This window comes from Halorubrum distributum JCM 10118 (assembly GCF_000337335.1).
Lineage (GTDB): Archaea > Halobacteriota > Halobacteria > Halobacteriales > Haloferacaceae > Halorubrum > Halorubrum distributum.
Genome location: NZ_AOJN01000047.1, coordinates 91,923 through 118,675 on the forward strand (window position 1 = coordinate 91,923; position 26,753 = coordinate 118,675).

24 protein-coding genes are annotated in these 26,753 nt (G+C 71.4%); 8 read left to right on the forward strand and 16 right to left on the reverse strand.

The annotated features are described in order from the left end of the window. Position 1 precedes the first annotated feature (1 nt). From C466_RS07810 to C466_RS07820, 3 genes are all read left to right on the forward strand, one after another. Entirely contained in the window at positions 2-2,590 is a 2,589-nt protein-coding gene (locus C466_RS07810; protein ID WP_004596516.1) for a heavy metal translocating P-type ATPase, read from the forward strand. A gap of 90 nt (positions 2,591-2,680) precedes the next feature. Then, entirely contained in the window at positions 2,681-3,103 is a 423-nt protein-coding gene (locus C466_RS07815) for a hypothetical protein (RefSeq protein ID WP_004596509.1), read from the forward strand. A 158-nt stretch (positions 3,104-3,261) separates the two neighbouring features. Then, positions 3,262-4,047 (forward strand): aldo/keto reductase, encoded by a 786-nt coding sequence (locus C466_RS07820; protein ID WP_004596507.1) that lies wholly within the window; start codon positions 3,262-3,264, stop codon positions 4,045-4,047. A gap of 18 nt (positions 4,048-4,065) precedes the next feature. Here the strand turns inward: C466_RS07820 and C466_RS07825 are convergent, their stop codons facing one another. Both C466_RS07825 and C466_RS07830 read right to left on the reverse strand, forming a co-directional pair. Beyond that, positions 4,066-5,469 (reverse strand): PAS domain S-box protein, encoded by a 1,404-nt coding sequence (locus C466_RS07825; protein WP_004599703.1) that lies wholly within the window; start codon positions 5,467-5,469, stop codon positions 4,066-4,068. A gap of 124 nt (positions 5,470-5,593) precedes the next feature. Next, positions 5,594-7,399, reverse strand: coding sequence for a S9 family peptidase (locus tag C466_RS07830; RefSeq protein WP_004596506.1), 1,806 nt, complete (start codon positions 7,397-7,399; stop codon positions 5,594-5,596). 179 nt (positions 7,400-7,578) lie between these two features. Here C466_RS07830 and C466_RS07835 point away from each other — a divergent pair, with 179 nt between their 5' ends. Beyond that, positions 7,579-8,628 carry a glycosyltransferase family 4 protein gene (locus C466_RS07835; RefSeq protein WP_004596505.1) on the forward strand — a complete coding sequence of 350 codons (1,050 nt, stop codon included), beginning with the start codon at positions 7,579-7,581 and terminating at the stop codon, positions 8,626-8,628. A gap of 32 nt (positions 8,629-8,660) precedes the next feature. Here C466_RS07835 and C466_RS07840 read toward each other — a convergent pair whose 3' ends face one another. The 7 genes from C466_RS07840 to C466_RS07870 all read right to left on the reverse strand — a co-directional run bounded on the left by C466_RS07840 (position 8,661) and on the right by C466_RS07870 (position 16,365). After that, complete coding sequence (locus tag C466_RS07840) at positions 8,661-8,864, reverse strand: hypothetical protein (RefSeq protein ID WP_004596504.1); 204 nt, start codon at positions 8,862-8,864, stop codon at positions 8,661-8,663. Between the two features lie 102 nt (positions 8,865-8,966). Continuing rightward, complete coding sequence (locus tag C466_RS07845; RefSeq protein ID WP_004596503.1) at positions 8,967-9,602, reverse strand: halocyanin domain-containing protein; 636 nt, start codon at positions 9,600-9,602, stop codon at positions 8,967-8,969. A gap of 659 nt (positions 9,603-10,261) precedes the next feature. Continuing rightward, positions 10,262-11,356: a tyrosine decarboxylase MfnA gene (mfnA, locus tag C466_RS07850; RefSeq protein ID WP_004596502.1), complete on the reverse strand. Its 1,095-nt coding sequence runs from the start codon at positions 11,354-11,356 to the stop codon at positions 10,262-10,264. Between the two features lie 75 nt (positions 11,357-11,431). Next, on the reverse strand, positions 11,432-13,789 hold the full coding sequence (gene ppsA, locus C466_RS07855) for a phosphoenolpyruvate synthase (protein ID WP_049908358.1): 2,358 nt from the start codon (positions 13,787-13,789) through the stop codon (positions 11,432-11,434). Between the two features lie 335 nt (positions 13,790-14,124). After that, positions 14,125-14,754: a hypothetical protein gene (locus C466_RS07860; protein WP_049908359.1), complete on the reverse strand. Its 630-nt coding sequence runs from the start codon at positions 14,752-14,754 to the stop codon at positions 14,125-14,127. Positions 14,755-14,890: 136 nt separating this feature from the next. Beyond that, positions 14,891-15,601 carry a hypothetical protein gene (locus C466_RS07865; protein WP_004596499.1) on the reverse strand — a complete coding sequence of 237 codons (711 nt, stop codon included), beginning with the start codon at positions 15,599-15,601 and terminating at the stop codon, positions 14,891-14,893. Next, complete coding sequence (locus C466_RS07870; RefSeq protein ID WP_004596498.1) at positions 15,598-16,365, reverse strand: nucleotide-binding protein; 768 nt, start codon at positions 16,363-16,365, stop codon at positions 15,598-15,600. Before C466_RS07870 ends, C466_RS07865 begins: the two co-directional genes overlap by 4 nt. Positions 16,366-17,044: 679 nt before the next feature. Here C466_RS07870 and C466_RS07875 point away from each other — a divergent pair. After that, the gene (locus tag C466_RS07875; protein ID WP_004596497.1) at positions 17,045-18,343 is read left to right on the forward strand and encodes an MBL fold metallo-hydrolase; all 1,299 of its coding nucleotides are present in this window, start codon (positions 17,045-17,047) and stop codon (positions 18,341-18,343) included. Positions 18,344-18,370: 27 nt separating this feature from the next. Here the strand turns inward: C466_RS07875 and C466_RS07880 are convergent, their stop codons facing one another. The 5 genes from C466_RS07880 to C466_RS07900 form a co-directional block, all read right to left on the reverse strand. Next, positions 18,371-18,643: a DUF7385 family protein gene (locus C466_RS07880; protein WP_004596496.1), complete on the reverse strand. Its 273-nt coding sequence runs from the start codon at positions 18,641-18,643 to the stop codon at positions 18,371-18,373. 109 nt (positions 18,644-18,752) lie between these two features. Next, a complete protein-coding gene (locus C466_RS07885) occupies positions 18,753-19,622 on the reverse strand; it encodes an endonuclease V (RefSeq protein WP_004596494.1) in 870 nt (289 codons plus the stop codon). After that, the gene (locus C466_RS07890) at positions 19,622-20,608 is read right to left on the reverse strand and encodes a rhomboid family intramembrane serine protease (protein ID WP_004596493.1); all 987 of its coding nucleotides are present in this window, start codon (positions 20,606-20,608) and stop codon (positions 19,622-19,624) included. Before C466_RS07890 ends, C466_RS07885 begins: the two co-directional genes overlap by 1 nt. Before the next feature lie 422 nt (positions 20,609-21,030). After that, positions 21,031-21,738 carry a type I 3-dehydroquinate dehydratase gene (locus tag C466_RS07895; RefSeq protein ID WP_004596491.1) on the reverse strand — a complete coding sequence of 236 codons (708 nt, stop codon included), beginning with the start codon at positions 21,736-21,738 and terminating at the stop codon, positions 21,031-21,033. A gap of 98 nt (positions 21,739-21,836) precedes the next feature. Further along, on the reverse strand, positions 21,837-22,811 hold the full coding sequence (locus C466_RS07900) for a transcription initiation factor IIB (protein ID WP_004596489.1): 975 nt from the start codon (positions 22,809-22,811) through the stop codon (positions 21,837-21,839). 208 nt (positions 22,812-23,019) lie between these two features. Between C466_RS07900 and C466_RS07905 the strand changes: the two genes are divergently transcribed. The 3 genes from C466_RS07905 (at position 23,020) to C466_RS07915 (ending at position 24,822) form a co-directional block, all read left to right on the forward strand. Continuing rightward, positions 23,020-23,817 (forward strand): cobalamin-binding protein, encoded by a 798-nt coding sequence (locus C466_RS07905; protein ID WP_004596487.1) that lies wholly within the window; start codon positions 23,020-23,022, stop codon positions 23,815-23,817. Further along, positions 23,814-24,401, forward strand: a complete 588-nt coding sequence (locus C466_RS07910) for a DUF84 family protein (protein ID WP_004596486.1) — start codon at positions 23,814-23,816, stop codon at positions 24,399-24,401. The genes C466_RS07905 and C466_RS07910 overlap by 4 nt, the downstream gene beginning before the upstream one ends. A 166-nt stretch (positions 24,402-24,567) precedes the next feature. Next, positions 24,568-24,822 (forward strand): DUF7123 family protein, encoded by a 255-nt coding sequence (locus C466_RS07915; RefSeq protein WP_004596485.1) that lies wholly within the window; start codon positions 24,568-24,570, stop codon positions 24,820-24,822. Between the two features lie 26 nt (positions 24,823-24,848). Here the strand turns inward: C466_RS07915 and C466_RS07920 are convergent, their stop codons facing one another. Next, on the reverse strand, positions 24,849-25,457 hold the full coding sequence (locus C466_RS07920) for a winged helix-turn-helix transcriptional regulator (protein ID WP_004596484.1): 609 nt from the start codon (positions 25,455-25,457) through the stop codon (positions 24,849-24,851). An 89-nt stretch (positions 25,458-25,546) separates the two neighbouring features. Further along, the gene (locus C466_RS07925; protein ID WP_004596483.1) at positions 25,547-26,683 is read right to left on the reverse strand and encodes an SPFH domain-containing protein; all 1,137 of its coding nucleotides are present in this window, start codon (positions 26,681-26,683) and stop codon (positions 25,547-25,549) included. Positions 26,684-26,753 lie beyond the last annotated feature (70 nt).

Genomic DNA, 26,753 nt, shown 5'->3' on the forward strand with positions numbered 1-26,753 from the left:
GATGAGCGCGACTCGCGACGACGGCTCGGCCGACGACCCCGCCGCGTGTACCCTCTGTGAACTCCCGACCGAGGGCGTCGACGTGACCGACGGCGACGGGAACCGCTTCTGCTGTACCGGCTGCCGCGACGTGTACGGCGCCCTCGGCGACGTCGACGTCGACGCCGACGCGGTCCGCGAGCGGCGGCGGGCGGACGCGGGTGACGGAGGGGCCGGAGTCGAGGACGGCGCCCCCGCGGACGACGGCGACCGCGACGTGCCCGACGGCCACGAGGCGACGTACCTGGAGGTCGACGGGATGCACTGCGCGACCTGCGAGGCGTTCATCGAGACGGTGGCGACCGACGCCGAGGGCGTCAGCGGCGCGAGCGCGAGCTACGTCACCGACACGGTGCGGATCGACCGCGACCCCGACGCGGTCACCGTCGAGGACCTCACGGAGACGGTGAGCGGGCTGGGGTACAGCGCGTACGCCCGCGACGACGCCTTCTCGCGGCGGCAGGCGAGCAACATGGCGACCGCGCGGCTCGCGGCGGGCGTGCTCGTCGGGATGGCCGTCATGCTGCAGTACATCGTGCTCATCTACCCGACGTACTTCGCGTTCCCGTTCTACGACGAACGGACCCTCACGTACCTCAACGAGGCGATGGCCTCGACCTCCGGCACGTACTTCTTCATCGTCATCGGCGTCCTGACCACCATCGTCCTCTTCTTCACCGGGAAGCCGATCCTTCGGGGGGCGTACGTCAGCGCGAGGACGCGCTCGCCGAACATGGACCTGCTCGTCGCCATCGCGGCGGTGAGCGCGTACCTCTACAGCACGCTCGCCGTGATCTTCGTCGAGTCGCCCTCGATCTACTACGACGTGACCGTCGCGATCATCGTCATCGTCACGGTGGGGAACCACTACGAGGACTCGGTGAAAGACCGCGCGACGGAGCTGCTCTCCGAGGTCACCGCGGTCCAGGTCGACGACGCGCGGCGGCTGACCGCCGACGGCGACACCGAATCGGTCGCCGTCGAGGCCCTCGACCCCGGCGACCGGCTCCTCGTGCGCGCCGGCGAGCGGGTCCCGGTCGACGGCGAGGCGGTCGACGGCGACGCCGCGGTCGACGAGTCGGTCGTCACCGGCGAGTCGCTCCCGGTCCGGAAGGTCGCGGGCGACGCGGTCGTCGGCGGCTCCGTCGTGACCGACGGCTCGCTCACGGTCGCGGTCGGCCCGGACGCGACCTCCAGCCTCGACCGCGTCGCGGAGCTGGTGTACGACCTCCAGAGCGGGAACCACGGCGTCCAGAAGCTCGCGGACCGGCTCGCCACCGTCTTCGTCCCGGCCGTCCTCGTCATCGCGGTCGTCGCGGCCGGCGCGTCGCTCGCGCTCGGCGGAAGCCCGACGAACGCGATGCTCGTCGGGTTGACGGTGCTGATCGTCTCGTGTCCGTGCGCGCTCGGGCTGGCGACGCCGCTCGCGGTCGCCGCCGGGATCCGCGACGCCCTCGAACGCAGCATCGTGGTCTTCGACGACACCGTCTTCGAGCGGATCCGCGACGCCGACACGGTCGTCTTCGACAAGACCGGGACGCTGACGACCGGCGAGATGCGGCTGATCGACCGCCGGATCGACGACGATCTGCTCCGGCTCGCGGCCGCGCTCGAATCGCGCTCCGCGCACCCGGTGGGGCAGGCGATCGCCGCGGCGCGGTCCGCGGCTGGCGCGGCCGACGCCGCTCTCGGCGAGGGCGGCGCGACGCCGGCGGTCGCGGACGGCGGGGCGGAGGCGGTGGACGGCGAGGCGGTGGACGGCGGGGCGGAGCCGGTCGACGGCGAGACCGGCGAGGGAGGCGACGCCCCCGCGGTCGAGTCCTTCGAGAGCCACGCCCGCGGCGTCTCCGGTGTCGTCGACGGCGTCGAGGTCGTGGTCGGCCACCCCGACCTGTTCGACGAGCGCGGCTGGAGCGTCCCGGACGAGGTCCGCGAGGCGGTCGCCGACGCGCGCGACGTGGGGCGCGTCCCGGTCGCGGTCGGTCGCGACGGCGTCGCCGAGGGGTTCGTCGTGGTCGGCGACGAGCTGCGCGACGGGTGGGAGGAGACGGTGACCGCGCTCGATCGCTCGGGCGTCGAGGTGATCGTCCTCACCGGCGACGACGAGCGCGCGGCGACCGTCTTCAGCGAGCACGACGCGGTCTCGTCGGTGTTCGCCGGCGTGCCGCCGGAGGGGAAGGCCGAGGCCGTCGGGCGACTGAAGGAGCGCGGCGTCACCGTGATGGTCGGCGACGGGACCAACGACGCCCCTGCGCTGGCCGCGGCCGACCTCGGGATCGCGCTCGGCGGCGGCACCGCGATGGCGGCCGACGCCGCCGACGTGGCGATCGTCGACGACGACCTCGGCTCCGTGGCGACCGTCTTCGAGCTCGCGCGGGCGGCGGGCCGGCGCGTGAAGGGGAACATCGGCTGGGCGTTCTGCTACAACGCGGTCGCCATCCCGCTCGCGGCGACCGGACTCCTGAACCCGCTGTTCGCCGCCGTCGCGATGGGCGCGTCGAGCCTGCTCGTGGTGACGAACTCCTCGCGAGCGCTGCTCTCCGACGAGTGAGCGGGCGGTGCTGCCGCCCCGTGGACCGAGCGGGCGGCGCCCGCGGCCGCGACCCGAAGGCACTTTTCTGTCCCGGCCGTGCCGCCGCGCATGTCCCTCCACGAAGCCGAGCGGCGCCGCGACCGGCGGTCCTCCTCGTCCGACGACGACCGGGGCGACGGCGAGACCGACCGTCGGCTCGGCGTCACCCTGATCGTCGCGCTCGCGCTGATCAGCGGGCTCACGGACCTGGTCGGGGGGCTGGCGCTGGTCGCGAGCCCGCTGTTCCTGATCGGGGTCCCGGTCGCCGCGATCGGGGCGGTGAAGTGCTGGGCCGCGCTCGGGCTCCGCCGAGGCAGCGCCCGGGCACTCGGCCTCACCTTCCTGTTCTTCGGCGTCGGGGCCATGGTGTCGACCGGCGAGCTGCTCTTCGCGCTCCGGGGCGGCGGCGGCCTCGTCGCCCCCGCGGCCGCGCTCGCGCTCGACCTCGCGGTCGTCGGCTACCTCTTCGTGCTCGTCGACGAGTTCGACTGAGCGCCCCGCGGGTTCGCGGTCGCCGCTCTCGCGACCCGTCCGCCGGCCCCGTGACCCGGCCGCGCCCGCCCCTACCGCAAGCGATTTTCGGCTCACGCGAGTAGACGGTGACGATGACAGACCAACAGCAGCAGCCCGCGGTACCGACCCGCAACGGAATGCCCGTTCTCGGGCTCGGCACGTGGGAGAACGACGACCCCGCGCAGTGTACCGAATCGGTCGCGAACGCGCTCGACGCCGGCTACCGCCACGTCGACACCGCCCAAATCTACGGCAACGAGGCGGCCGTCGGCGAGGGGATCGCGAAAAGCGACGTCGACCGCGAGGACATCTTCCTCGCGTCGAAGGTGTGGATCGACGAGCTCTCGCCCGCCGACGTGGCCTCGTCGACCCGCGAGAGCCTCGACAAGCTCGGCGTCGACGCGGTCGACCTCATGTACGTCCACTGGCCGGCCGGCGAGTACGAGCCCGAGGAGACGCTGCCGGCGTTCGCGGAGCTCCGCGACGACGGGCTGATCGACCGGATCGGCGTCTCGAACTTCGAGCCGCACCACCTCGACGCCGCGACGGACGCGCTCGGCGAGGCGCCGTTCGCGAACCAGGTCGAGATGCACCCGCTGCTCCGCCAGGAGGAGCTTCGCGAGTACGCCGACGCCAACGACGTCGAGCTGGTGGCCTACTCGCCGCTCGCCCGCGGGGAGATCCTCGACGATCCGGACATCGTCGACATCGCGGAGAAACACGGCGTCAGCGCGGCGCAGGTGAGCCTCGCGTGGCTCCGCGAGACGGGCGTCACCGCCATCCCGAAGGCGACCGGGATCGACCACATCCGCGACAACCTCGCGAGCGTCGACCTGACGCTCGACGACGAGGACGTCGAGCGCATCGACTCGCTCGGCAGGACCGACCGCCAGCTCAACCCCGACTTCGGGCCGGACTGGTAGGCGGCAAGAGCGCCCCCCTCACTCCGTCGCCCGGGGGAGCGACACCGTGATCCGGTTACCGCGCTCGCGACCCGTCGGGTCGGCGTCGACCGCGATGCTCCCGTTTGACAGCTCCACGCTCCAGTAGATGAGCCAGAAGCCGAGACCGCTGCTGTGGTAGACGTTCGTCATGTCGTGGTCGCCGGTGAGCACGTCGGCCTCGACGGCCGGTATCGCCGCGAGGTCGTCTTCGATCACGAGATCCGCGCCGTCCTCGGTTCGACTGAGACGCACCGTCACCGTCGGCGCTCGGTCCTCGCTGTGCTGGAACGGGTTCTCTAAGAGCTCGATCACCGCCGACCGGAGCTCGCAGCGCCCGTCGACGGTGACCGGATCGAGGGCGTCCACCGCGATCGACCCCTCGGGGTATCGGTCCCTGACGGTCCCGACGCACTCCTCGACCACGCTCCGGAGGTCGATCCGATCGGTCTCCCGCTGGTCGGTGATGAGTTTGATGACCTCGCGTTCCTTCTGGGCGGTCTCGAGGAGGCCCTCGCCCATCCGCCGGATCACCGCGGTGTGTTCCGCCGCCTCCGGCACGTCGTCGTCGAGCTCCTCCAGCTCGCCGAAGACGACGTTGAGGTCGTTCCGGAGGTTGTGGCGCAGGAGGTTGTCCATCACCACCAGCTGCCGCTCGCGCCGTCGCCGGTCCGTGATGTCCTTCGTGAACCCCGTGATCCGGACCACCTCGCCGTCCTCCGTTATCGGCTCTCCCTGAACCCAGACCCACCGGCCGTAGTCCTCGTCGGCGTTCACCCGGTACTCGATGTCCACCGACGAGCCTGCGGCGAGCAGCTCCATCGCCTCCTCGACCGCGGGTCGGTCGTCGGGGTGGGTCGCCTCGAGGAACTTGTTCGGGTCGCCACGGAGCTCGTCGGTCGACGCGCCGTATATCTCCTCGTAGGCGGGGTTCACGAAGAGGAGCTCCGACCAGTCGGCGTCGAACATCCAGAGGACGTCGCTGGAGACCGACGCGATCTCCCGGAGGTGCGAGGCGGCCTCCTCCCGCTGACGCTCCGCGCGGACGCGGTCGGTCACGTCGCGGGAACTGATCACGTACCCGTCGAGCTCCCCGTCGATGAGGTTCGACATCCGGCTCTCCAACCACACCCACGAGCCGTCGCGCGTCCGGTGCCGGTAATCCGCCGTCACCTCGGTGAACCCCGCGGTCCGGATGGCGCCCTCGAAGGTGCGTCGCACGGCCTCCCGCTCGTCCGGGTGGATGTACTCGAAGGCGTTCGTCCCGATCAGTTCGTCGCGATCGAATCCGAGGATCCGCTCCGCGGTCGCGTTGACGTACGTGTACGTTCCAGTCTCGTCCAGCAGGGCGACCTTGTCTTGGGCCTGATCGAGCAGCACCCCGTGCGGATCGGACCGGCTCATGGACGCCCCCTTCTCACGCGCGTCTCATAACCGTCACGGCCGGATTAGCCCGTGCCGGACGACCGTCACCGCCGGACCGTCGTGGTGGAGCCACCACGCACGGGACCGGCCGCTTCGGACCGCCTCAGACGTGCTCGGCGAGGAAGCCGACGATCTCTCGATACGCCTCGATCCGGTTGTCGAGCTTCGCGAAGCCGTGCCCCTCGTCGTCGAAGATCAGCTTCCGGACCGGGACGCCCTGCTCGCGGGCCTCCTCGACGATCTGCTCGGCCTCGCCGACGGGCACCCGCGGGTCGTTCTCGCCGTGGAGGACGAAGAGGGGAGCCTCGATCGACTCGATGTTGTTGATCGGCGAGACGGACTCGAGGAACTCGCGGTCGGCTTCGAGCGACCCGTACTCTGCCTCGCGCAGCGAGCGGCGCCAGTCGCCGGTGTTCTCGAGGAACGTGACGAAGTTCGCGATGCCGACGATGTCGACGCCGGCGGCCCACAGCTCGGGGTACTCCGTCAGCGACGCCAGCACCATGAAGCCGCCGTAGGAGCCGCCCATCGCGACGACGCGGTCCGGATCGACCTCGGGGTGGTCGTGGAGCCAGCCGACGGCCTCCCGGACGTCTTTCACCGAATCCATCCGATTTTCCACGTCGTCGAGCCCGGAGTACGCCTTCCCGTACCCCGAGGAGCCGCGGACGTTGGGCTCGAAGACGGCGTACCCGTTGTTCAGCAGGTACTGCGTGACCGAGGCGAAGGAGGGCCGCCGCTGCGACTCCGGCCCGCCGTGGATGTCGACGACGACCGGGTAGCCCGACTCCGGCGGCTCCGTCTCCGGCACGGAGAAGAAGGCGGGAATCTCGCGCCCGTCGAAGGTCGGGTAGTGGACCAGCTCGCGCTCGACGAACGTGTCCGCGGGAATCCCCGCGGTCGAGGCGCGCGTCCACCGCTCCGCCTCGCCAGTGGTCGCCTCCACCACGTAGACGTTCGCGTTGTGCGTGCTCCCCGTCGCCGTCACCGCGAACCGGTCGCCGTCGGGACCGAAGCTCACGCCGCCCGCGACGCCGTCAGGCAGGTCCGGGTCCGGGAACTCGTCGATCCGGTCGGGCGCGACGAGCTCGCCGGCGGTGAGCTCGGTGTAGCCGTCGACGTTCCGGGAGTAGACGACCCGACGGGACTCGTCGTCTATCGCGACGCCGTCGACGTTCCACTCGCCGCCGTCGGCGACGACCGCGAACTCGTCGGTCTCCAGGTCGAGCCGCTCCAGGCGCAGCGTGTCCGTGTCGCGGTCGGTGACGAGGTAGACCCCCTCGCCGTCAGGGCCCCACTCCGGGCCGGAGTAGCGCACGTCCCCCTCGTGGGGCGTGTGGTGGGTCAGGTCCCCGGTCGCCAGATCGAGGGTGTACACGTCGTGGTCGAACGAGGAGTGCGCCTCGTGGACGATCAGCCGGTCGTCGCTCGGCGACCAGCCGGCGACCGAGAGCCAGCCGTCGCCCTCGTAGACGAGTTCGGCGTCGTCGCCCGTCTCGTCGCGGCCCTGGACGTACACGTCGAAGACGGCCTCGTCGCGGCGGTTCGACGCGAACGCGAAGCGGTCGCCCGTCGAGTCCCAGCCGCCCCACCGGTGTTTCGCCTCGGGCATGTCGGTGAGGTTCGTGATCGCGCCCGACTCGTAGTCAAGCCGGTACAGCTGCGCGCGCTCGTTGCCACCCTCGTCCATGCCGAAGACGGCCTCGGAGCGCTCCGGCGAGGAGTCGACGAAGGAGACGGACTCCTCGAAGAACGTGTGCTGTTCGGGCCACGACTCGGGCTCGCGGACCGACCACACCTGTCCGGTCCCGGTCGTGTCGAGGAGAAAGGACAGCCGTCCGTCGGGGCCGAGGTCGGCGCCGCCCGCGTTCCGCACGTTGAGGTAGCGCTCGATGTCGTACTGTCGCATGCCACTCGGTTCCGCGCGCCCCGTGAAACCGTTTCGGGTGACGGAACCCCGTAGACCGTCGCGCCGCGCCGACGGTCGGCCGCGGGCGGAGCGGCCGGGCGACGCCGCCCCGCCGTCGACGCGCCGTCTCCCGGCCGGATGCCGTGTCTTTTTACCGGCGCCCCCCGTGCGGTCGGCGTATGCGCGTCGCGTTCGTCTCGCTCTTCGCCCCCGGACACGGGGAGACCCCCGCGCGAACGCGAACGCTGCGGACCGCCCGCGCCCTCGCCGACCGCGGCCACGACGTGGTCTGGCTCTGCGCGCAGTGGTGGGGCGGCGACCACGGCGCCTTCTCCGAGGACGGGATCGAGTACCGGTCGGTCACCGTCGAGCCCGCGCCGGTCGCGTTCGCCGCGAAGCTCCCGGCCGCGCTCCGGCGCGTCGGGCCCGACGTCGTCCACGCGGTCAACAGCCCGCCGACGCCCGCGCTCGCCGCCACGGTCGCGGGGTCGCTCTCGCGGGCGCCCGTCGTCGTCGACTGGTGGCGCGACCACCCGGCCGACGCCCGCCGCTGGTATCGGCCGCTCGCGCGCCGCGCGGACGCGGTGGCGACCCCCTCTCGGACCACCAAGACGCGCGTCCGCGAACACGGCGCCGACGGCGACGACGTGCGCGTGCTCCCCGAGAGCATCGATTTCGACGCCGTCGAGGCCGCGGGCGTCGACGACCGGTTCGACGCGGTGTACTCGCGGCGGCTCGACCGCCACGCCAACGTCGAGACGTTCCTCCTCGGACTCGCCGAGCTGCGCGGCCGCGACTGGACCGCGGCGGTGATCGGCGACGGCCCCGAGCGCGGCCGGATCGAGTCGACCGCGAGCGACCTCCGGATCGACGACCGGGTCGAGTTCCTCGGCGACCTCCCGACCGAAGAGCGGATTCCGATATTCAAGGGAACGCACGTCGCGGTCGCGACGGCGACGTGGGAGACGTTCGCGACCGACCTGCTGTGGGCGGTCGCGTGCGGCTGCGTCGCGCTCGTCGAGTACCAGGCGGACTCCAGCGCCCACGAGCTCGTCGAGGGGCGCGAACGCGGGCGGCTCGTGACGAGCCCGGCCGAGCTGGCCGACGAGTTCGTCGCCGTCGGCGACTTGGAGCGGCGGTCGATCGACCGCGAGTTCGCCTCCTTCGACCACGAGGCCGTGATCGACCGCTACGTCGCGCTGTACGAGGACCTCGTCGGCGACGAGTGAGACGCGCGCGTCCCGCGCCGGACGGGACGCGGTCAGGCGAGCGCCGAGAGGCGGGCCGCCCCGAACGGGACCAGCATCTCCGCCGGACTGATGCCGCCGTGCGTCCCCACCAGCGAGAGCTCGTCCGGCTCGACGTCGCCGAACCACATCCCCAGGTCGCGGTGCGTGACCACGAGGTCGCCGTACCGCCTGTGAAACCGGTCCGACGGCGGGCGGTCGACGCCACCGCGGAACACGGGCTGACGTCGGGCGACGACTGAAAAGCTCTTCGGGCGGCGTGTCACTCGGTCCGCTCTGGGGGTGCTCGCCGATGTCCCGGGCGAAAACAGGCCGGAGGGTTACGCCTGGTCCTGCCGGGTGATCGTGCCGCCGTACTTCATGAAGACGAACGCCAGCCCCAGCGTGCTCACCATCGCGATGAACGTCGCGATGCCGAGCGCGCGGGCGGCGTCCGGGACGAACACCGCGTCCGACCCGCCGCCGCCGACCTCGACGGTGGCGATGTCCTCGCCGACGGCGAGGCCGGCGTGCATGCCGACCGCGGTGTGGGGCACGCAGTGGTAGTGGGTGATGCCGGCGTCCTCGCTCGACGTCTCGTACTCGTAGGTGGCGCCCTCCTCGCCGACGGGGTCGCCGCTGTCGAGGCTGGCCGGGCCGCCGCCGTCGACCGTCTGGACGTTGTGGTTGCCGCCGTTCCCGGTCCACTCCCAGGTGATCGTCGTCCCCTCGTCGACCCACACCAGGGTCGGATCGAACGCGAGCCCCTGGTCGCCGGCGCCGACCGAGATGGTCACCGAGTCCTGGCCGCGGGCGTCGGTGTACGACCCGACGTTGCCCTTGGTGGCGCTCGGCCAGTCGGGTTCCACTTCCTGTGCAGCCGCCGTCCCCGCCGTCGCCGTCGCCGCGCCGGCGGCGGCCGCCGCACCGCCGGCCGTCCGCATGAACGCGCGCCGAGAGACGTCGTCCGAACTCATACAGGCCGGTTCGTGGTGACCCGTAGTGAATATGTTGATCCGAACGCGGGATCACGGGTCGCTCGGTGCCAGTGATTGTTTATAAATGGGTTGCGGCCCTGCGGCGGACTTCTCTGAACTCCCGGCCGCTCATTTATAAATAGTTGACAGTAGATTGGCGACGAACACCGCCAACGCCCCGGCCGCTCGGTTGTACGTGGCTGCCTCTCGAACGGCGGAGAAGGCCCACAAAGCCCCAGTCGCTCGGTTGTACGTGGCTGCCTCTCGAACGGCGGAGAAGGCCCACAAAGCCCCAGTCGCTCGGTTGTACGTGGCTGCCTCTCGAACAGTGGAGAAGGCCCACAAAGCCCCAGCCGCGAGGACGCCGTACGCTCGCTGCGGTCCTCAGTCGCTCGCTTCGCTCGCTCCCTGCGGTCCTTGCGTCTCCTACGGCGTCCTCGCGACTGCCCCTTTGAGTCCCTCCCCCGACAGCACCGCAACCGCGCCTCACGCCTCCCCAGCCTCGTCGGGCGCGTCTTCGGGCTCCCTTCGGTCGCCCTCGTCGCGCCCGACTCCCTCGCGCGTGCGACTCGCGCCCTGCGGGCGCTCGTCGGCACGCGCCACCGCGTGACATATTTATAAGGAACAGTCGTCACCGCGGTCGAGTATTTAAAAGAGGCCTACCGCCGGATCCCGTCGACGTCGTCGAGGAACGCCCGCAGCGCCGCCCGCGTCACGTGCGGCATACACACCACGCGGAGCTCTCCGGTTCCGGTCCGCGACACCTTCCAGCCGGCGTCGCGGAGCGCCTGGAACTCCGACTCGGGCACGTCGGCCGCGACGAGCGGAAGTTCGGGCTCGACGACGTCGTACCCGCGGTCGGCGAGCCCCTCTGCGAGCCACTCGGCGTTCTCGGCCGCGCGCTCGGCCGCCTCGCGGTAGCCGTCGGGCCACAGCGCGTCCATCGCCGCGACGGCGCCCGCGACTCCGGCGCCGCTCCGGGTCCCGGTCAGCGTCGCCTGCGACCGCGTCTCCAGGTAGGGGGTCTCGACCGCGAGCGCGTCGAGCGCGGCGTCCTCGCGGGCCAACAGTCCCCCCGCCGGGACCGGCGCCTGCCCGAACTTGTGGGGGTCGATCGTCAGCGTGTCGACCGGCGCGTCGGCGAACGCCCACGCGTGGTCGGTGAAGGGGAGGACGAACCCGCCCCACGCGGCGTCGACGTGGAACCGCGCTCCCGCCTCCTCGGCGATCGACGCCAGCTCGGGGATCGGGTCGACCCGGCCGTACTCGGTGCTGCCGGCGACACCGACGACGAGCGCCGTCCCCTCGTCGACCGCGGCCGCGACGGCGTCGGGGGCGGCGCGGTAGTCGCCGTCGAGGGGGACCGTCCGGAGCTCGACGCCCAGAAGCTCCGCCGCCTTGTGGAACGAGAAGTGTGCGCTGGCCGGCGCGACGACGTTGACGTCGCGCTCGCCGTTCTCGGCGTCGCTCCCCTCGTGTCGGTTCCGCGCCGACCGCACCGCCTGGACGTTCGCCTCGGTGCCGCCGGAGGTGACGTACCCCGCGGCGGTCTCCGGGTCCGGGTGGGCCGCGAGCGTCGCGAGCCCCTCGACCGCGCGCGCCTCGAGGTCCGCCACCGCCTCGTAGGTCGCGGGGTCGCCGGGGTTCGTCGCGAGGAACCGCTCGGCGGCCGCGCGGGCGTCCGGGTGCGGCTCGGTACACATCGAGGAGAGCACCCGGTCGAACGACTGCGGCTCCGGTTCCGGCTGTCGCATCTGCCCCGCTGTTGTCGGGGGCGGCTCTTACCGGTTCCGCTCTCGGGTGCGTCGAGAAACTGACCGCGAGCGGCCTCAGCGGACCGAGTCGAGCAACAGGCGCTGTTCGGTCCGCTTGACCTCGTGTTGCACGTCCCGGACCGCGTCGATGTTCGCGGAGATGGAGGAGACCCCCTTCTCGACGAGGAACTCGACCATCTCGGGCTTCGAGCCGGCCTGCCCGCAGATGCTGGTGTCGACGCCGAGCTCGCGGCACGTCTCGATCGTGTCCCCGATGAGCCGCAGCACGGCCGGGTGGAGCTCGTCGAACCGGTCGGCGACGTGCTCGTTGTTGCGGTCGACCGCGAGCGTGTACTGCGTGAGGTCGTTGGTGCCGAAGGAGGCGAAGTCGATCCCCGCCTCGGCGAGGTCCTCGATCTGGAGCGCGCTGGCGGGCGTCTCGATCATCACGCCCCAGCGGTGCGTCTCGGGGTCGATCCCGGCCTCGCGCATGTGGCCGGTGATCCCCTCGACGTCGGCCGCGTCGTTAACCAGGGGGAACATCACCTCGAGGTTGTCGTAGCCCATGTCGTAGAGCCGCGCGAACGCGGCCAGCTCCTGGCGGAACGGCTCCGGCTTGTCGAGGCTCCGGCGGATCCCGCGCCAGCCGAGCATCGGGTTGTGCTCGGCGGGTTCGCCCTCCCCGCCCTCCAGCTCGCGGAACTCGTCGGTCGGCGCGTCGATGGTGCGCACCCGGACCGGTCGGGGGTAGAACTCGTCGGCGACGCGGCGGACGCCCTCGATCAGCTCGTCCTGGTACGCCCGGGCGCCGTGGTCGGCGATGTACTTCTCGGGCGTCTTCCCGAGCGACAGCACCATGTGTTCGATCCGGAGCAGCCCGACGCCGTCGGCGCCCGTCGCCGCGGCGCGCTCGGCCGCCTCGGGGATCGAGACGTTCACCTTCACCTCCGTCGCCGTCATCGGCTTGACGGGGGTCTCCGGGCGCGCGGCCTCCACCGGTTCGAACTCCTCGCCGGGCTCGGCCGACGCGGACTCGCCCGCGCGGATCGTCCCCTTGTCGCCGTCGAGCGTGACCTGCTGCCCGTCTTCGAGGACGCGGGTCCCGTTGCCGGTCCCGACGACCGCGGGGACGCCGAGCTCGCGGGAGATGATCGCCGCGTGGCTCGTCATCCCCCCCTCGTCGGTGACGATGCCGGCGGCGCGCTTCATCGCGGGGACCATGTCCGGCATCGTCATCTCCGTCACCATCACGTCGCCCTCCTGGACCTGATCGAGGTGGTCGAGCTTGTGGACGATCCGGACCGCCCCGGAGACGACCCCCGGACTGGCGCCGAGCCCGTCGACGAGGACGTCCGCGTCCGAGTCGGCTGATCCGCCGTTGGCCGCGCCGGGCTGGCCGGACGCCGCGTCCCCGACGGTGGACTTTCTCGGCGTCTCGCCGCCGGTTCCGCCCGCGTCCCCGTCCGCCTCGTCGCCGGCGTCCTCCTGGATCGTCGTGATGGGGCGCGACTGGAGCATGTATATCTCGCCGTCGTAGATCGCCCACTCGACGTCTTGGGGAGCGCCGTAGTGGTCCTCGACCAGCTCGCCGAGCTCGACGAGGTCGCCGATATCCGCGTCCGAGAGCACCCGCTCGTTCCGGCGGTCCTCGTCGACGTCGAGCTGGACCGTCTCGCCGGTCTCTTCGTCTTTCACCATCTCCACCTTCTTGTCCGCGACGGTGACCTGGTCGACCTCGCCGCGCTCGCGGTCGTACACGTAGTTATCGGGGGAGACGGTCCCGGAGACGACCGCCTCGCCGAGCCCCCACGCTGCCTCGATGGTGACCTGCGGCTCGCCCGTCGAGGGGTGGCTGGTGAACATCACGCCGGACTTGTCGGCGTCGACCATCCGCTGGACGACGACCGCGATGTCGACCTCGGAGTGCGGGAACCCCCGCTGCTGTCGGTAGTAGATCGCGCGCTGGGTGAAAAGCGAGGCCCAGCACTCCTTCACGCGCCGGAGGAGGTCGTCCTCGCGGACGTTGAGGAACGTCTCCTGCTGGCCGGCGAACGAGGAGTCGGGCAGGTCCTCGGCCGTGGCGGACGAGCGCACCGCGACGAACGCCTCCTCGCCGTCCTCGGCCATCGCCCGATACTGTTCGAGGATCTCCTCACGCACCTCCTCGGGGAACGGGGTGTCGAGGATGAGCTCCTCCGCGCGCGCCTCGGCCTCCCGGAGCGCGGCGGAGTCTTCCGGGTCGACGTCGACGGCGTCGAACAGCTCGTCGTCGATTCCGGCCTCCTCGATGAACGTGCGGTACGTGCCCGCGGTGACGGCGAACCCCGGCGGAACCGGGAGCCCCGCACCGATGAGTTCGCCGAGCGACGCGGCCTTTCCGCCGACGGTCCCGACGTCGTCGGCGTCGACGTCCTCCAGCAAGAGTACTGCCATTCGTGTACCCGGAGGATCCGCGAGCCGACGTATGAAGCTTCCGACAGCCGTAACGATGAATAAAAGATTACTCGCCGCCGAGTTGTGTTCGTCCGCGGCAGACGGAAGTTGAACGAGGCGAAAGGAACCGGGTCGGGAACCCTGCGACCGCGAGCGAAAACGAGGGCCGAACGTCGGGGACAGCGAACCGAAACGTGGTTCGTACAACGCAGTAATGGAGTGATCCGTCTATACTTACCTCCCGTTTCGCGATTAGGGTCCGTAACTTGTTACGGAAGCTGTAGCAGTTCAACGCCGTCGGCTCGAACCGCGAGTCGGTCGACCGCCGTCCCCAATCAGTCGCCGCCGAGCCGCCGCCGCTCGTCTCGGAGCAGCCGCTCCCAGAGCCCGAACAGGGCGCTGTCGAGGCCGTACGCCTCGTCGACCCGGCTGACCCAGCGGTCGTCGGCGAACAGGTGTCGCTGGAACCGCCGGACTTCGGGCGAGAGGCGGTCGCGCTCCCCGCCGTAGTAGGACAGCGACTCCTCGCGGGTCCGCGCGACGAGGCCGTCGGGCACCTCGATCCCGTCGGCGGCGGCGACGTGGTCGAACCACTCCAGGTGGAGCAGCGAGTCCGCGAGGAGGAACCGCTCGCGGAAGCCGGAGACCCGCGACAGCGCCGGGGCGCCGTCGATTCGGACGTCCGTCGGGCGCGAGAACCGCGGCGCGGTCGCGGTCGCGGACGCGCGCTCGGCGACCGCGCCGGCGACCCGCCGCAGCCGCCAGTCGCCGTAGCGGACCGGCGCGATCAGCGCGAGCTCGTACCAGGTCGGCAGCCACTCGCAGTACGGCTCCGAGAACGCGCCGTCAGCGAGCAGCGTCGCCGCGACCGAGCGGGCCTCGGCGGGCGTCAGCTCGTCGGGGGTCGTTCGGAGCCGACGCGCGATTCGGTCGTCGTCGAGGGCGTCGACGCCGGAAAACCCCATCCCCTCGGCGACGCCGGTCGTGTACGCGCGGCCGGCGGCGTACCAGGCCGCGAAGTCGGCGGGCGTCGTCAGCCGCAGGAGTCGGAGGACGGTGATACCGATCGGAGGGCCCGCGTCGAGATAACCGTTCGGTCGGTCAGCCGTCGCCGGCGCCGCCGGCGTCGCGCTCTCCCATCCCACCCGGATCGTCGGGGGCGTCGCTTTCCGCCATCTCCTCCGGATCGTCGAGCGCGTCGTCGAGCCCCCACTCGGCGGCGCGGTCGCGGGCCTCCGACCGCGCCTGCTCGCGGATCGCGTCGATCCGGTCGTCGTCGGCGAGGAAGGCGGCGACGGCGTCGTCCTCGTCGTCGGCCGCCCGAAGCCGCTCGTCGGGCGCCGCGTCGCGGGTCCGGTCGGCGAGGTCGGCGTCGTCGGCCAGCTCGGTCGCGGCCGCGTCGGGCGCGACCCGCAGCGCCTCCTCCTCGTGGGCCGCCGCAAGCCCGGTCGCGTCGACGGCGTACAGCTCGACGCGGTAGGGGCCGGGCACTGCCAGCTCCGCGAGCGCGTCCGGGCCCCCGCTGTCCGTCACGGTGTTGTACGCCAGCACGGGCACGCCGTCGTCGAACGTGATGACGCCGCGGGCCTCGCCGGAGAGCAGCAGCGTCTCCTGCGGGACGAGCGTCGCGTAGCCGGTAAGCCCGCGGTCGAGCGCGCGCGAGAGCGTCGTCCCCACGTCGGAGACCACCCGCGAGCGGAGGAGCGTCCCCCGTGGGATGGTGAGGGTGGCCGGCTCCGAGCGGTCGCCGCCGGGGCTGTCGCCGTCCGGGCGGTCGCCGTCTGAGCCGTCGTTCTCCGGGCTCCCGCTCATGGCGTGTCGGGGACGACCGCGCTGCGGAATCGGTCGGCGACCGCGTCGCCGTCGCCGTCGCGCACGTTGAGCCGGTCGGCGGCCCGCCGGTAGCGCGTGGCGGCCTCGCTTTCCGGCGCGTGCGCGAGCAGGGGTTTCCCCGCTCGGCGCGCCGCCCGAACGTCGTCGCTCTCGGGGACGTTCGCGAGGACGGGGCCGCCGAAGTGGCGCTCCGCCTGCGCGGCGACGTCGTCGGCCTCGTCGCGGACCTTGTTGAACAGGACGCCCGCCGTCTCCGTGCCGTACGAGCGCGCGTACTCCTGGACCTTCAGGCCGTCCGAGAGCGCCGGGATCGTCGGCTCGACGACGACCACGACGCGGTCGGCGAGCACAACGGGCAGGACGGCCGACTTCGACCCGAGCGCGGCCGGCGAGTCGAGCAGGAGCACGTCGGTGTCGCGCGCGAGCTCCGCCACAACGTCGCGGAGGCGCTCCGGTTCCGCGGCCTCGAACCCGGCCAGCGAGGTGCCGCAGGGGACGACCGAGAGCCCGAACCGGTCGTAGGTGGCCTCGGTCACGTCCGTCGCGGTGCCCTCGACGAGCAGGTCGTGGAGGGTGACCGCCGCGTCGTCGAGTCCGGCGTGAAAGAGGAGGTTCGCCATGCCGGTGTCGGCGTCCACGACCGTCACGTCGTGGTCCTCGGCGAGCGCCATCCCGAGCGCGAGCGTGCTCGTCGTCTTCCCCGTGCCGCCCTTCCCGCTGGCGACCGCGAACGCCTCGACCATACGCCCGCTCGCCGGGCGCTCCGAATAAAAGCTACCCATCGCGGTCGCGACGGATTCCGCATCTGTTGCGGTTGCGGTGGCGCGTGCCGATGAGCGCCCGAAGGGCGCGAGTCGCACGCGCGAGGTCGCCGGCGCTACGCGCCGGCTGCCAGAGAATCTCCGATTCTCGCTGGAGTCGGCGGTCCGGAGCGAAGCGGAGGACCGCCGACGAGGTTGGGGAGGCGTGAGGCTGCGGTGCCGTGCGGGGCGGGACTCAAAGGGGCAGCCGCGAGGCGGCCGTACGCTCGCTGCGCTCCTCGCTCAGTCACTCCGTTCCTTCGCTGCGGTGCTTGCGTCGCCTACGGCCGCCTCGCGGCTGGGGCTTTGGCGGTGTCCGCAGTCGGTCCGTAGTTGATTATTTATAAGCGAGCAGCTGGGGCTTTGGCGGTGTCAGTCGTCGATCCGCAGTCGATTATTTATACGCGAGTAGCTGAGGCTTTGGAGGTGTCAGCAGTCGATCCGCAGTCGGATATTTATAAACGAGCGGCCGGGGAATCGGAGGCATTCGCCGCAGCGCCGTTGTTCACTTATCTGTAATCCGCCGGCGAGTCCCAGAACGCAGCGTTGATCTCGCCGCTGCCGATTCCCTCGTACTTCCCGCCCACCGAGCGCTTTTGATCGCGCGGAACAACACTTCGGTATGGTCGAAACGATCTCCGCCGACGAGTTCCGCGACAGGATCGATGAGCGACGCCGCGGCGAGCGTTCGTTCGTCATCGTCGACACGCGGCCCGAGGAGAGCTTCGCGGGGTGGCGCGTGGCGGACGCCGTCCACTACTTCTACAAGCCGTTCCACGAGTTCGACGTCGACGACTTCGAGCGCGAGACCGGCCTCTCGCCCGACGACACCGTGATAACCCTGTGCGCGAAGGGGAAGGCCTCGGACGACTTCGCCGCCGAACTCGACGCGGCCGGGTACGACGACGTGACCGTCGTCGCCGACGGCATGCGCGGGTGGTCCGCGGTGTACGACCGAACCGAGGTTTCGCTCCCCGACGCCCCCGACGCGGCTCCGCCGCTCGACGTCGTCCAGGTCCAGCGCCGCGCGAAGGGGTGTCTGGGGTACCTCGTCGTCGGCGGGCGCGAGGCGGGCACGGCGGACCACGTCCCCGCGGCGTCCGACGGCTCCGACCGCGTCGCGGTCGCTATCGACGTCTCCAGACACGGCGACGAGTGGATCGAAGCGGCCGCCGAGCGCGACGCGTCGATCGCGACCGTCCTCGACACGCACGTCCACGCCGACCACCTCTCGGGCGGGCGAGCGCTCGCAGACGAGCTCGGCGTGCCGTACTACCTCCCCGCCGCGGCCGCCGAGCGCGACGTGGCGTACTCGTTCGAGCCGATCGACCGGAACGAGACGCTCGACGTCGGCGGGATCGACCTGAAGGCGCTCGCGACGCCCGGGCACACCGACGACGGCGCCAGCTACCTCGTCGGCGACGCGGCGGTCCTCACGGGCGACACGCTGTTCACCGACAGCGTCGGACGAACGGAGCTCCAGTTCTCGGCGGGCGGCGACGGTGACGGAGACGACGGCGAAGTTGACGGCGCCGCCGACGAGGGCGCCGCGGGCGCGGCCCGCCGGCTCTACGACTCGCTCCACGGCACGCTGCTCGCCGAGCCGGACGGCGTCGTCGTCTGCCCCGGGCACTTCGCGGTCGCGAACGACGGGACGACCGGCGACGTCGTCCCGGGCGAACCCGTCTTCGCGACGGTCGGGGACGCGCGCCGCGAGATCGACGTCCTCGACCTCGACGCGGCCGACTTCGTCGAGCGGATCACCCGGACGCTCCCGGAGAAGCCGCCGAACTACGAGTCGGTGATCGCGGCCAACCGCGGCGTCGAGTCGCCGCCCGACGAGACCGCGGCGATCGAACTCGAACTCGGGCCGAACCGCTGCGCGGCCGAGCCCGACGCGGGATCCGCCGCGGACGACTGAGGGGCCGGTATCGTCCCCGCAGCCTGATTACTCGTCGTGGATGAAGACGAGCCGCTTCGACTCCGTGTTGACCAGACAGAGGTCGATCCCGTCGCGGGTCGCGCCGATCTGCTGCCAGCCGTGGTCGCTGACGAACAGCGTCTGGAAGACGCCGCGGTCGCAGTCGGGGTTCGGGCAGCCGACGCCCGCCGCGTTCTTGTAGACGGTCGTCCCCCCGCCCGAACTCTGTCGCACCAACCCGTCGGTCAGCGACCGGAACTCCTCGGCGGACATCGGACTTTCCGCGTCGTCGTCTCCCATGCGTTCGCGTTCGCAGTCGATCGTCTAAAAACCGCCTGCCCGTGGCAATCGGTGGCACGGAAGCGACGCCGCGCCGACGCCCCCCGCGCCCGTCGCCGCCGTCCGCGTCTCAGTCCGCGTCCCGCTTCACCGTATCGGCGTACGCGTCCGCGAGCCGCGTCGGCTTGGGGAGCTTGTACCCCGCGCAAAGCGCCGCGACGAACTCGACCGCGGTCGCCGCCGACACGCGATGGCCGGGGCTGACGTACAGCGGGTTCACCCGTTTGCTGTTCGGGTACTGGCGCGACTGGAACGCGTGGCCGATGACGGTTCCCGGCTCGGCGGTCGTCACGGCGTCGTCGGCGCGGACCGGCGTCCGCCAGCCCTCGGGCCGCTCGACCGTCGGTTCGTCTGGCTCCCCGCAGAGGAGGCTCTTGGCGACGCCGACGCTCGGCACGTCGCGGAGGACGCCGACGTGGGTCGCGAGCCCCGCCTCTCGGAAGTGGATCCGGCCGGAGCCGTCACAGATCAGCAGGTCGGGGTCGGCGTCGAGCGCGTCGAGCGCGGCGAGTATCGGCTCTCCCTCCCGGAACGCGAGCAGGCCGGGAACGTACGGGATCGACAGCGGCGTCGTCGCGCTCGCGTACTCGACCACGGTCCCGGCGCGGAACGCGACCGCGGCGGAGACGGCGGCGTCGGGGCGGTCGCCGTCGCGGTCGGTGAGGAACGCCTGGTCGACGCCGACGACGGTCGGACCGTCCGGATCGGGCGTCGTGTCGGCGCTGCCCTCGTCGCCGGTGCCCAACCGCTCCTGCGCGCCGTCGCGCGCCGGCGGGAGGCCGTCCGCGAGCGAGGTCGCCTCCTCGACCGCGACGGCGGCCGGGTCGAGCCCGTGGTCGTCCTCAAACGTCGCGGCCGCCGCGATGTCGCGCTGGAGACCCTCCATCTCCGCGCGGGACAGCGACGGGTCCGGCCGGAGGTCGGGCCGCGCGAGGCCCATCAGAACCGCCCGCCGGGGCCGCCGGGGCCGCCCGGTCCGCGCGGGCCGCGCGCGCCCCCCATCGAGACGCCGCCCGCCCCGCCCGCGGAGCGCGCGAGCCCCTCGTTGCGCTTACCGAACGCGAGGCCGATCGCGAAGCCGATCAGGTGCGCGAGGTGCGCGATGCCGCCGGCGCTGCCGGCGCCGCCGGCCTGGAGGCTCTGGACGACGAGGACCGCCGAGACGAGCGCGATCCCCCACGTGAGGTACTTGATCTTCATCGGGATGACGAAGAAGAGGAGGACCTGCATGTTCGGCCGCCAGACGGTGAGGACGCCGAGTATCGCGAAGCCCGCGCCGCTGGCGCCGAGGACGCCGGTCGGCGGCCCGCCGGTCGCGATCGCGAACAGGACGTGGCCGAGGCCGGCGAGGATCCCCGAGAGGAGGAAGAACCCGACGAACCGCTTCGACCCAACCGCCCGCTCGACGAGGGGGCCGAAGAACAGGATGACGATGCTGTTGCCGATGATGTGGTACAGCAGTCCGGGAGAGTGCGAGAACACGGACGTCACCCAGGTCCACACGTTGGCGAGCTCGTCCGACTGGAGCACGAACAGCGTGTTGTGAAGGGACTGCCCGCCGAAGTACAGCACCGCCAACTGCGCGACGAAGGTGACCCACATCGCCAACAGCAGGGCGTACGTCGCGTTGTTGCGGAAGTACCCCAGGATGCCGCCGGTGCCGGTTTCGCGGTCTATCCGGCGCTTGACTCGGTCGACGACGCCTGCGGACGCGCCGCTCCGGGCATCGGTGGTGCCGCTCCCCGACCCGCCCTCGACGCTCTCGTCGAACCCGCTGTCGAAGACGCCCCCGGGGTCGTCCCACTCGGCGAGGCCCGGGCAGTCGTGGTTCTCGGGCAGTCGGTGTTCGGCACAGAACGTCTGGCCGCACCGCTTACACTGGTACGGGAGGTTCTCGTACTCCCCACACACGTCGCACGTCGCCATTGACGTGTGTTACGGGGGCGGTCGTAAAGCGGTTTGGCTCTATACGTGGTTTCTTCTGCGACGGATGGCGGCCCTAGTAATGATTTATAAGTGGTAGTTGATGGCATCACGGTGACGGATTCCTACAAAGCCCCAGCCGCGAGGACTCGCGCGGCTCGCTGCGCTCCTCGGTCGCTCACTTCGTTCGCTTCCTCCGGTGCTTGCGTCGCCGTGCTTCGCCCTCGCGGTTGCCCCTTTGAGTCCCGCCCCGCACCGCAACCGCAGCCTCACGCCTCCCCAGCCTCGCCGCTCACGCCCTTCGGGCGTTCGCGGCGTCCCTCGCGCGTGCGACTCGCGCCCTGCGGGCGCTCGTCGGCACGCGCCACCGCACCGTATTTATTTATAAATAGTCGCCGCAGGCGTGGTTAATCACTTGTAAATAGTCACCCGTCCGCTCCGCCCTCTCTCAGCCCGTCGACGAGCTCTCTGAGCGTCGCGAGCGGATACTGGCCCGGCGCGGTCGCGTTCGCGGGGTCGACCGGCGCGTAGCCGATCTTCGAGCCGTACACGGGCGTGACGGCGCGGGTGTGCCGCCCCGGCTCGCCCATACACATCGTCGCGACGCGGTGGCCGGCGGCGGTCGCCTCGTAGGTCGCCTCGATCATCGCGAGCGCGTCGGCCGGCGCGGTCGCGGTCGTCGCCAGCTTCCCCACGTCGCCCTCGCTCGCGGCGTCGGCGAGCAGGTCCACGAGCGCGGCGGACTCGGGCGTCGACTCGAAGTCGTGGACGGACGCGACGACCTCGACTCCCGCCTCGCGGGCCGCCTCGCGCAGCGCGGTCGCGTGCGACTCCTCGGCCGGGTCCGGATGCGTCCCGCGCAGCGCCGCGAGCTCGATGTCGACCGCGGCCACCGCGTCGGTACCGATCGCCGTCGAGAGCGCGTCGTAGCGGCCGAGCCCCTCGGCCTCGCCGCCCTCCCACGACGCCCGGTTCGTGACGAGCAGCGGGAGCTCGCCGTCGTAGCCCGCCAGCTGGTCGAGCGGGTCGCTCGCGAGGTCCATCCGGAACTCCACGGCGTCGGCGTCCTCGCTGGCGCGCGGCTCCTCGGTGAGGTCGGCCGTGCTCGCGGCGAGAACGAACTCCTCGAACATACGCGAGGCTTCCGCGGGCGGGGACTTAGCTGGTCGGGTTGGAACCGCTTGCGGGGTCGGAACGAGTCAGCGAAACGAGTCGGCGAAAAGCGCGCGGGTTACGCGACGAGGCCGTCCTCGGCCTCGAGGAGCTCGTGGTACCGGTTGCGGATCGTGACCTCGGAGATGTCGGCGACCTCCGAGACCGCGGCCTGCGTCGTCTTCTCGTTGGTGAGGAGCGCGGCGGCGTAGACGGCGGCCGCGGCGAGGCCCACCGGCGACTTGCCGGAGTGAACGCCCTTCTCCTTCGCGTTGCGGAGGAGGCTCTTCGCGCGCATCTCGGACTCCTCGGAGAGCTCCAGGTCGGAGGCGAACCGGGGGACGTACTGCTCGGGGTCGGCCGGCTTCACTTCGAGCTTGAGCTCGCGGACGACGTAGCGGTACGTCCGCGCGATCTCTGCCTTCTCGACGCGCGACACGTCGGCGATCTCGTCGAGGCTGCGCGGGACGCCGGCCATCCGGGCGGCGGCGTACACGCAGGAGGTGGAGACGCCCTCGATGGAGCGACCGGGGAGCAGGTCCTCGTCGAGCGCGCGGCGGTAGATGACGGAGGCCGTCTCGCGGACGTTGTCCGGGAGCCCCTGCGCCGAGGCCATCCGGTCGATCTCGCCGAGCGCCTGCTTCAGGTTGCGCTCCTTCGAGTCGCGGGTGCGGAACCGCTCGTTCCACTTGCGGAGCCGCTGCATCTTCTGGCGCTGGCGGGCGCCGAGCGAGCGGCCGTACGCGTCCTTGTCGCGCCAGTCGATGTTCGTCGAGAGCCCCTTGTCGTGCATCGTGTTCGTGGTCGGGGCGCCGACGCGGCTCTTCTCGTCCTTCTCGCGGGAGTCGAACGCGCGCCACTCCGGCCCGCGGTCGACCGAGTCCGCCTCGACGACGAGCCCGCAGTCGCTACAGACCGTCTCGCCGTGCTCCTCGTCGTTGATAACGTGACCCCCGCACTCCGGGCAGCTGAGCGTCTCGTCGGTGCTCTCCGATTCCTCCTCGTTCGTCTCCGTTCGGGAGCGACTCCCCCGTGTGTGTAGTCGTTCACTCATAGCTCGGTTGCCCCGGGAAACTCAAACCGCCCGAAGCGATCTTGGTTTACCCTCGGCGGAACACAACTTAAAACGACCGGAACGTGTCGCTCGAAACCCGACGAAAGGACACGATCTATCACGTGTTTTCGCCGGTCTCCGGATCCCGTCCCACCGGCGCGCCGCCGGGACCGAAACCGTTGACACGGTCGCGGCCGGATCGGACGCCATGTCCGCGCCACGCGTCGTCTCCCTCGCGCCGAGCGCGACCGCGACGGTCGCCGCGCTCGGCGGGGCCGACCGCCTCGTCGGCGTCACCGCCCACTGCGACCTCGCCGACGAGCCGAACGCCGGGTCCGCGCACGGCGAGGAGTCCCCGACCGTCGTCGGCGGCTGGCTGAACCCCGACCTCGACCGAGTCGCCGAGCTGGACCCCGATGTCGTCCTCACGAGCGACGCGCTCCAGTCGGACCTCGCCGACGCCTGCCGGGAGCACGGCCTCGACGTCGCGCACCGCGAGCCCGCGACCCTCGACGACGCGGTCGACGGGTTCGCGGCCCGGGGGAGGGACGTCGGTCGCCCCGAGGCCGGCGAGCGGCTCGCCGCCGACGCGCGCGGCCGACTCGACCGGGTCGCCGACGCCGTCGCCGACCGCCCTCGACCGACTGTCTACTGCGAGGAGTGGTCCGACCCGCCGATGGCGGCCGGCAACTGGGTCCCCGACGCCGTCTGCGCCGCGGGCGGGCGCTACCCGTTCGTCGACGCCGGCGAGCGCTCCCGCGAGGTCGACCCCGCCGCGGTCGAGCGGGCCGACCCCGACCGCGTCGTCGTCCACGTCTGCGGCCACGGCGACCGGGTCGACCCCGCGACGGTCGGCGAGCGCGACTGGGTCGACGCGCCCGTTCACGTGATCGACGACTCCCTCCTCAACCAGCCGAGTCCCGCGCTCCTCGAGGGGGTCGAGCGGCTGGCGCGCCTGTTCCATCCCGACGCGTTTTCAGTCGCCGACGCCGACGACCGGACATGACGACCCTGCGAGTCGGCGTCGGCAGCGGGAACCCGGTGAAGCGGCGCGCGGTCGAACTGGCCCTCGGAGCGGCGGCGGACGACGACCTCCCGAGCGATCCGACCGGCGTCGCGGTCGAATCCGTCCCCGTCGACTCCGGCGTGAGCGAACAGCCGACGGGCCACGCGGAGACGATCGCGGGCGCCGAGAACCGGGCGGCGGCCGTCCTCGACGCGGAACCGAGAGGCGGCGCCGGCGCGCCGGACGACGGCGCGACGTACGACCTCGGCGTCGGCGTCGAGGGCGGCGTCGCGGGGTTCGACGGCGCCGACGGCCGCTACCTGATCATGTGGGCGGCGGTGACCGACGGCGACCGGGTCGGCCGCGCGGCCGGCCCGAGCCTCGCGCTGCCGGCCGACGTCGCCGCCCGCATCGACGACGGCGAGGAACTGGGTCCGGTGATGGACGTCCTCCTCGACACCGACGGGATCGCGGAGCGCGGCGGCGCGGCCGGCGCGCTCACGAACGGCCGCGTCGACCGCGCCGAGGCGCTCGCGGCCGGGGTGAGCGGTGCGCTCGGTCCGTTCGTCACCGATCTGTACTGACTCCGGCGCGGCGGCACCGGTGCGGCGCCGCCGTGGTTCGAAGGCCGTACCCAAACGCGGTCGTGGGATGGTACTCACGGCCCCGATGACGCGTAAAATCGCCAGACTGCGGCGTGTTAACCCGGTCTACCAACCGCCTTATGCGGCGTGGTGACGTGGTGAGCGTATGAGCACTGCCCACCCGGACGCGGTCGCGGCCGAATCGACCGGTCTCTCCGCGAAACAGGCGCGTATCCTCCGCTACCTCCGCGAGAACGCGGCCGACCGCACCTACTTCAAGTCGCGGCTGATCGCCGACGACCTCGGGCTCTCGGCGAAGGAGGTCGGCGCGAACATGAGCGCCGTCGCCGACGCGGCCACCGATGTCGACGTCGAGAAGTGGGGCTACTCGTCGGGGACGACGTGGATGGTCACGGCCTGACGGTCGCCGTCGCGCGCTGAGTCGAGTCAGGGATCGTACGCGACCAGCGACGCCGCCTCGTCGGCGAACGCGACGGCCTCGGCGTCGAAGGAGTCGGCGTAGCGGACGACGAGCGTGAGCAGCCGCTCCGGCTCGGTCAGCGCGTAGCCGTCGGTCCGGTCGAGGAGGCCGGCGGCTTCGAGGTCGGCGGCCGCGGCGCTTATCGTCGGCCGGGAGACGCCGAGCGCGCTCGCGAGGTCGGCGCCGGTCGCGTCGGGGTCACGCAGCAGCGCGAGGATCATCCCGCGCGGCGTCTCCCGGCGGAGGTAGCCGAGCGCCCGCTTGTCCGTCTCGTCGAACCGGCCGGCGGGGAAGAAGCGCCGGTAGTCGGCGTCTTTTACCGACTCGATCGCGCCCGCCTCCTCCAGCTTCCGGAGGTGGTACTGCGCCTCGCCGGTGCCGAGGCGGAGGTCGTCGCGGAGCTTCGAGAAGTGCGCGCCGGGGGTCGTCGGCACGTAGCCGCGGATCGCCTCCCGCGTCTCGTTCTCGTCGGTCCCGTCGTCTGCGCTCGCGGTCCCGACGAACGGCGCGGCGGCTCCGACCGCTGCGAACCGCCGGAGCGTCTCGCGCTTTTGACCGTCGAACCCCTCTGTCACGGCCGTATTAGTCGGCGCCTCGACAAAAACACTTCGCTCGCGGCCGAATCGTGTCGGAAAATGCGGCTACGGACGCGTTTCGCGCCGAGCTACTCCTCTTTCTCGACTTCCGCGGGCGCCTCCTCGTCGTCCATCTCCTGGATGACCTCGTCCGCGGACCTGATGCTCGCGCCGGCGTCGCCCGCTTTCACGGCCTCGGCCTCCTTCTCGAGCTCCTCGACGTTCATCTCCGCGGACTCCTCGATCTGGCCGAGGATCTCGTCGATGTCGTCGAGCCCGAGCATCTTCCGGGTGTCGTCGTCGAACTCCTTGCCGTCGAGCCCCTCCATCTCCTGGACGTCGGAGCCGGAGAGGGCCTTGCCGTAGCGCCCCACCAGGCTCGTGAGCTCCTGCGGGAGGACGAAGGTGGTCGACTCGCCTTTGCCGATCTCCTCGAGGGTCTCCATGCCGCGCTCGATGATGGCGCGCTCGCCCATCGACTCCGCAGAGCGCGCGCGGAGGACGGTCGAGATGGCGTCCCCCTGCGCCTCGAGGATCTGCGACTGCTTTTCCCCCTGCGCGCGGATGATGTTGGACTGCTTGTCACCCTCGGCCTGCTCGACCGCGGAGCGGCGTTCCCCCTGCGCTTCGAGGATCATCGCGCGGCGGCGGCGCTCTGCGGAGGTCTGCTGCTCCATCGCCTGCTGGACGTCCTTCGAGGGGTTGACCTCGCGGACCTCGACGCTCTCGACGCGGATCCCCCACTCGTCGGTGGGCTCGTCGAGCTCCTTGCGGATCTTCGCGTTGATCTCCTGCCGCTTGTTCAGCGTGTCGTCGAGCTCCATGTCGCCGAGGACGGCCCGGAGGGTGGTCTGCGCGAGGTTCGAGACGGCCTTCTTGTAGTCGTCGACCTCAAGGAACGCCTTCTTCGCGTCCATCACCTTGATGTAGACGACGGCGTCGGCGGTCACGGGGGAGTTGTCCCGCGTGATCGCCTCCTGGCGGGGGACGTCCAGCGTCTGGGTCCGCATGTCGAACGGGTACGTGCGGGAGACGAACGGCGGGATGAGGTTGATGCCCGGTTCGAGCAGCTTGCGGTACTCGCCGAAGACGGTGAGCGTCTTCTTCTCGTAGGCGTCGACGATCTCGAACGACTGCCAGAGCGTGACGACCACGAGCAGGAGCGCGAGCAGGCCGACGCTTACGAGCCCGAGACCGAGCCCGGCTTGGAGGGTGATCGGATCCATGCCTCCCGTTTAGGCCATCGCACGCTTAATAGTTCGCCCGCCCCCGAATCGGTGCGCCGTCTCCCGGTCG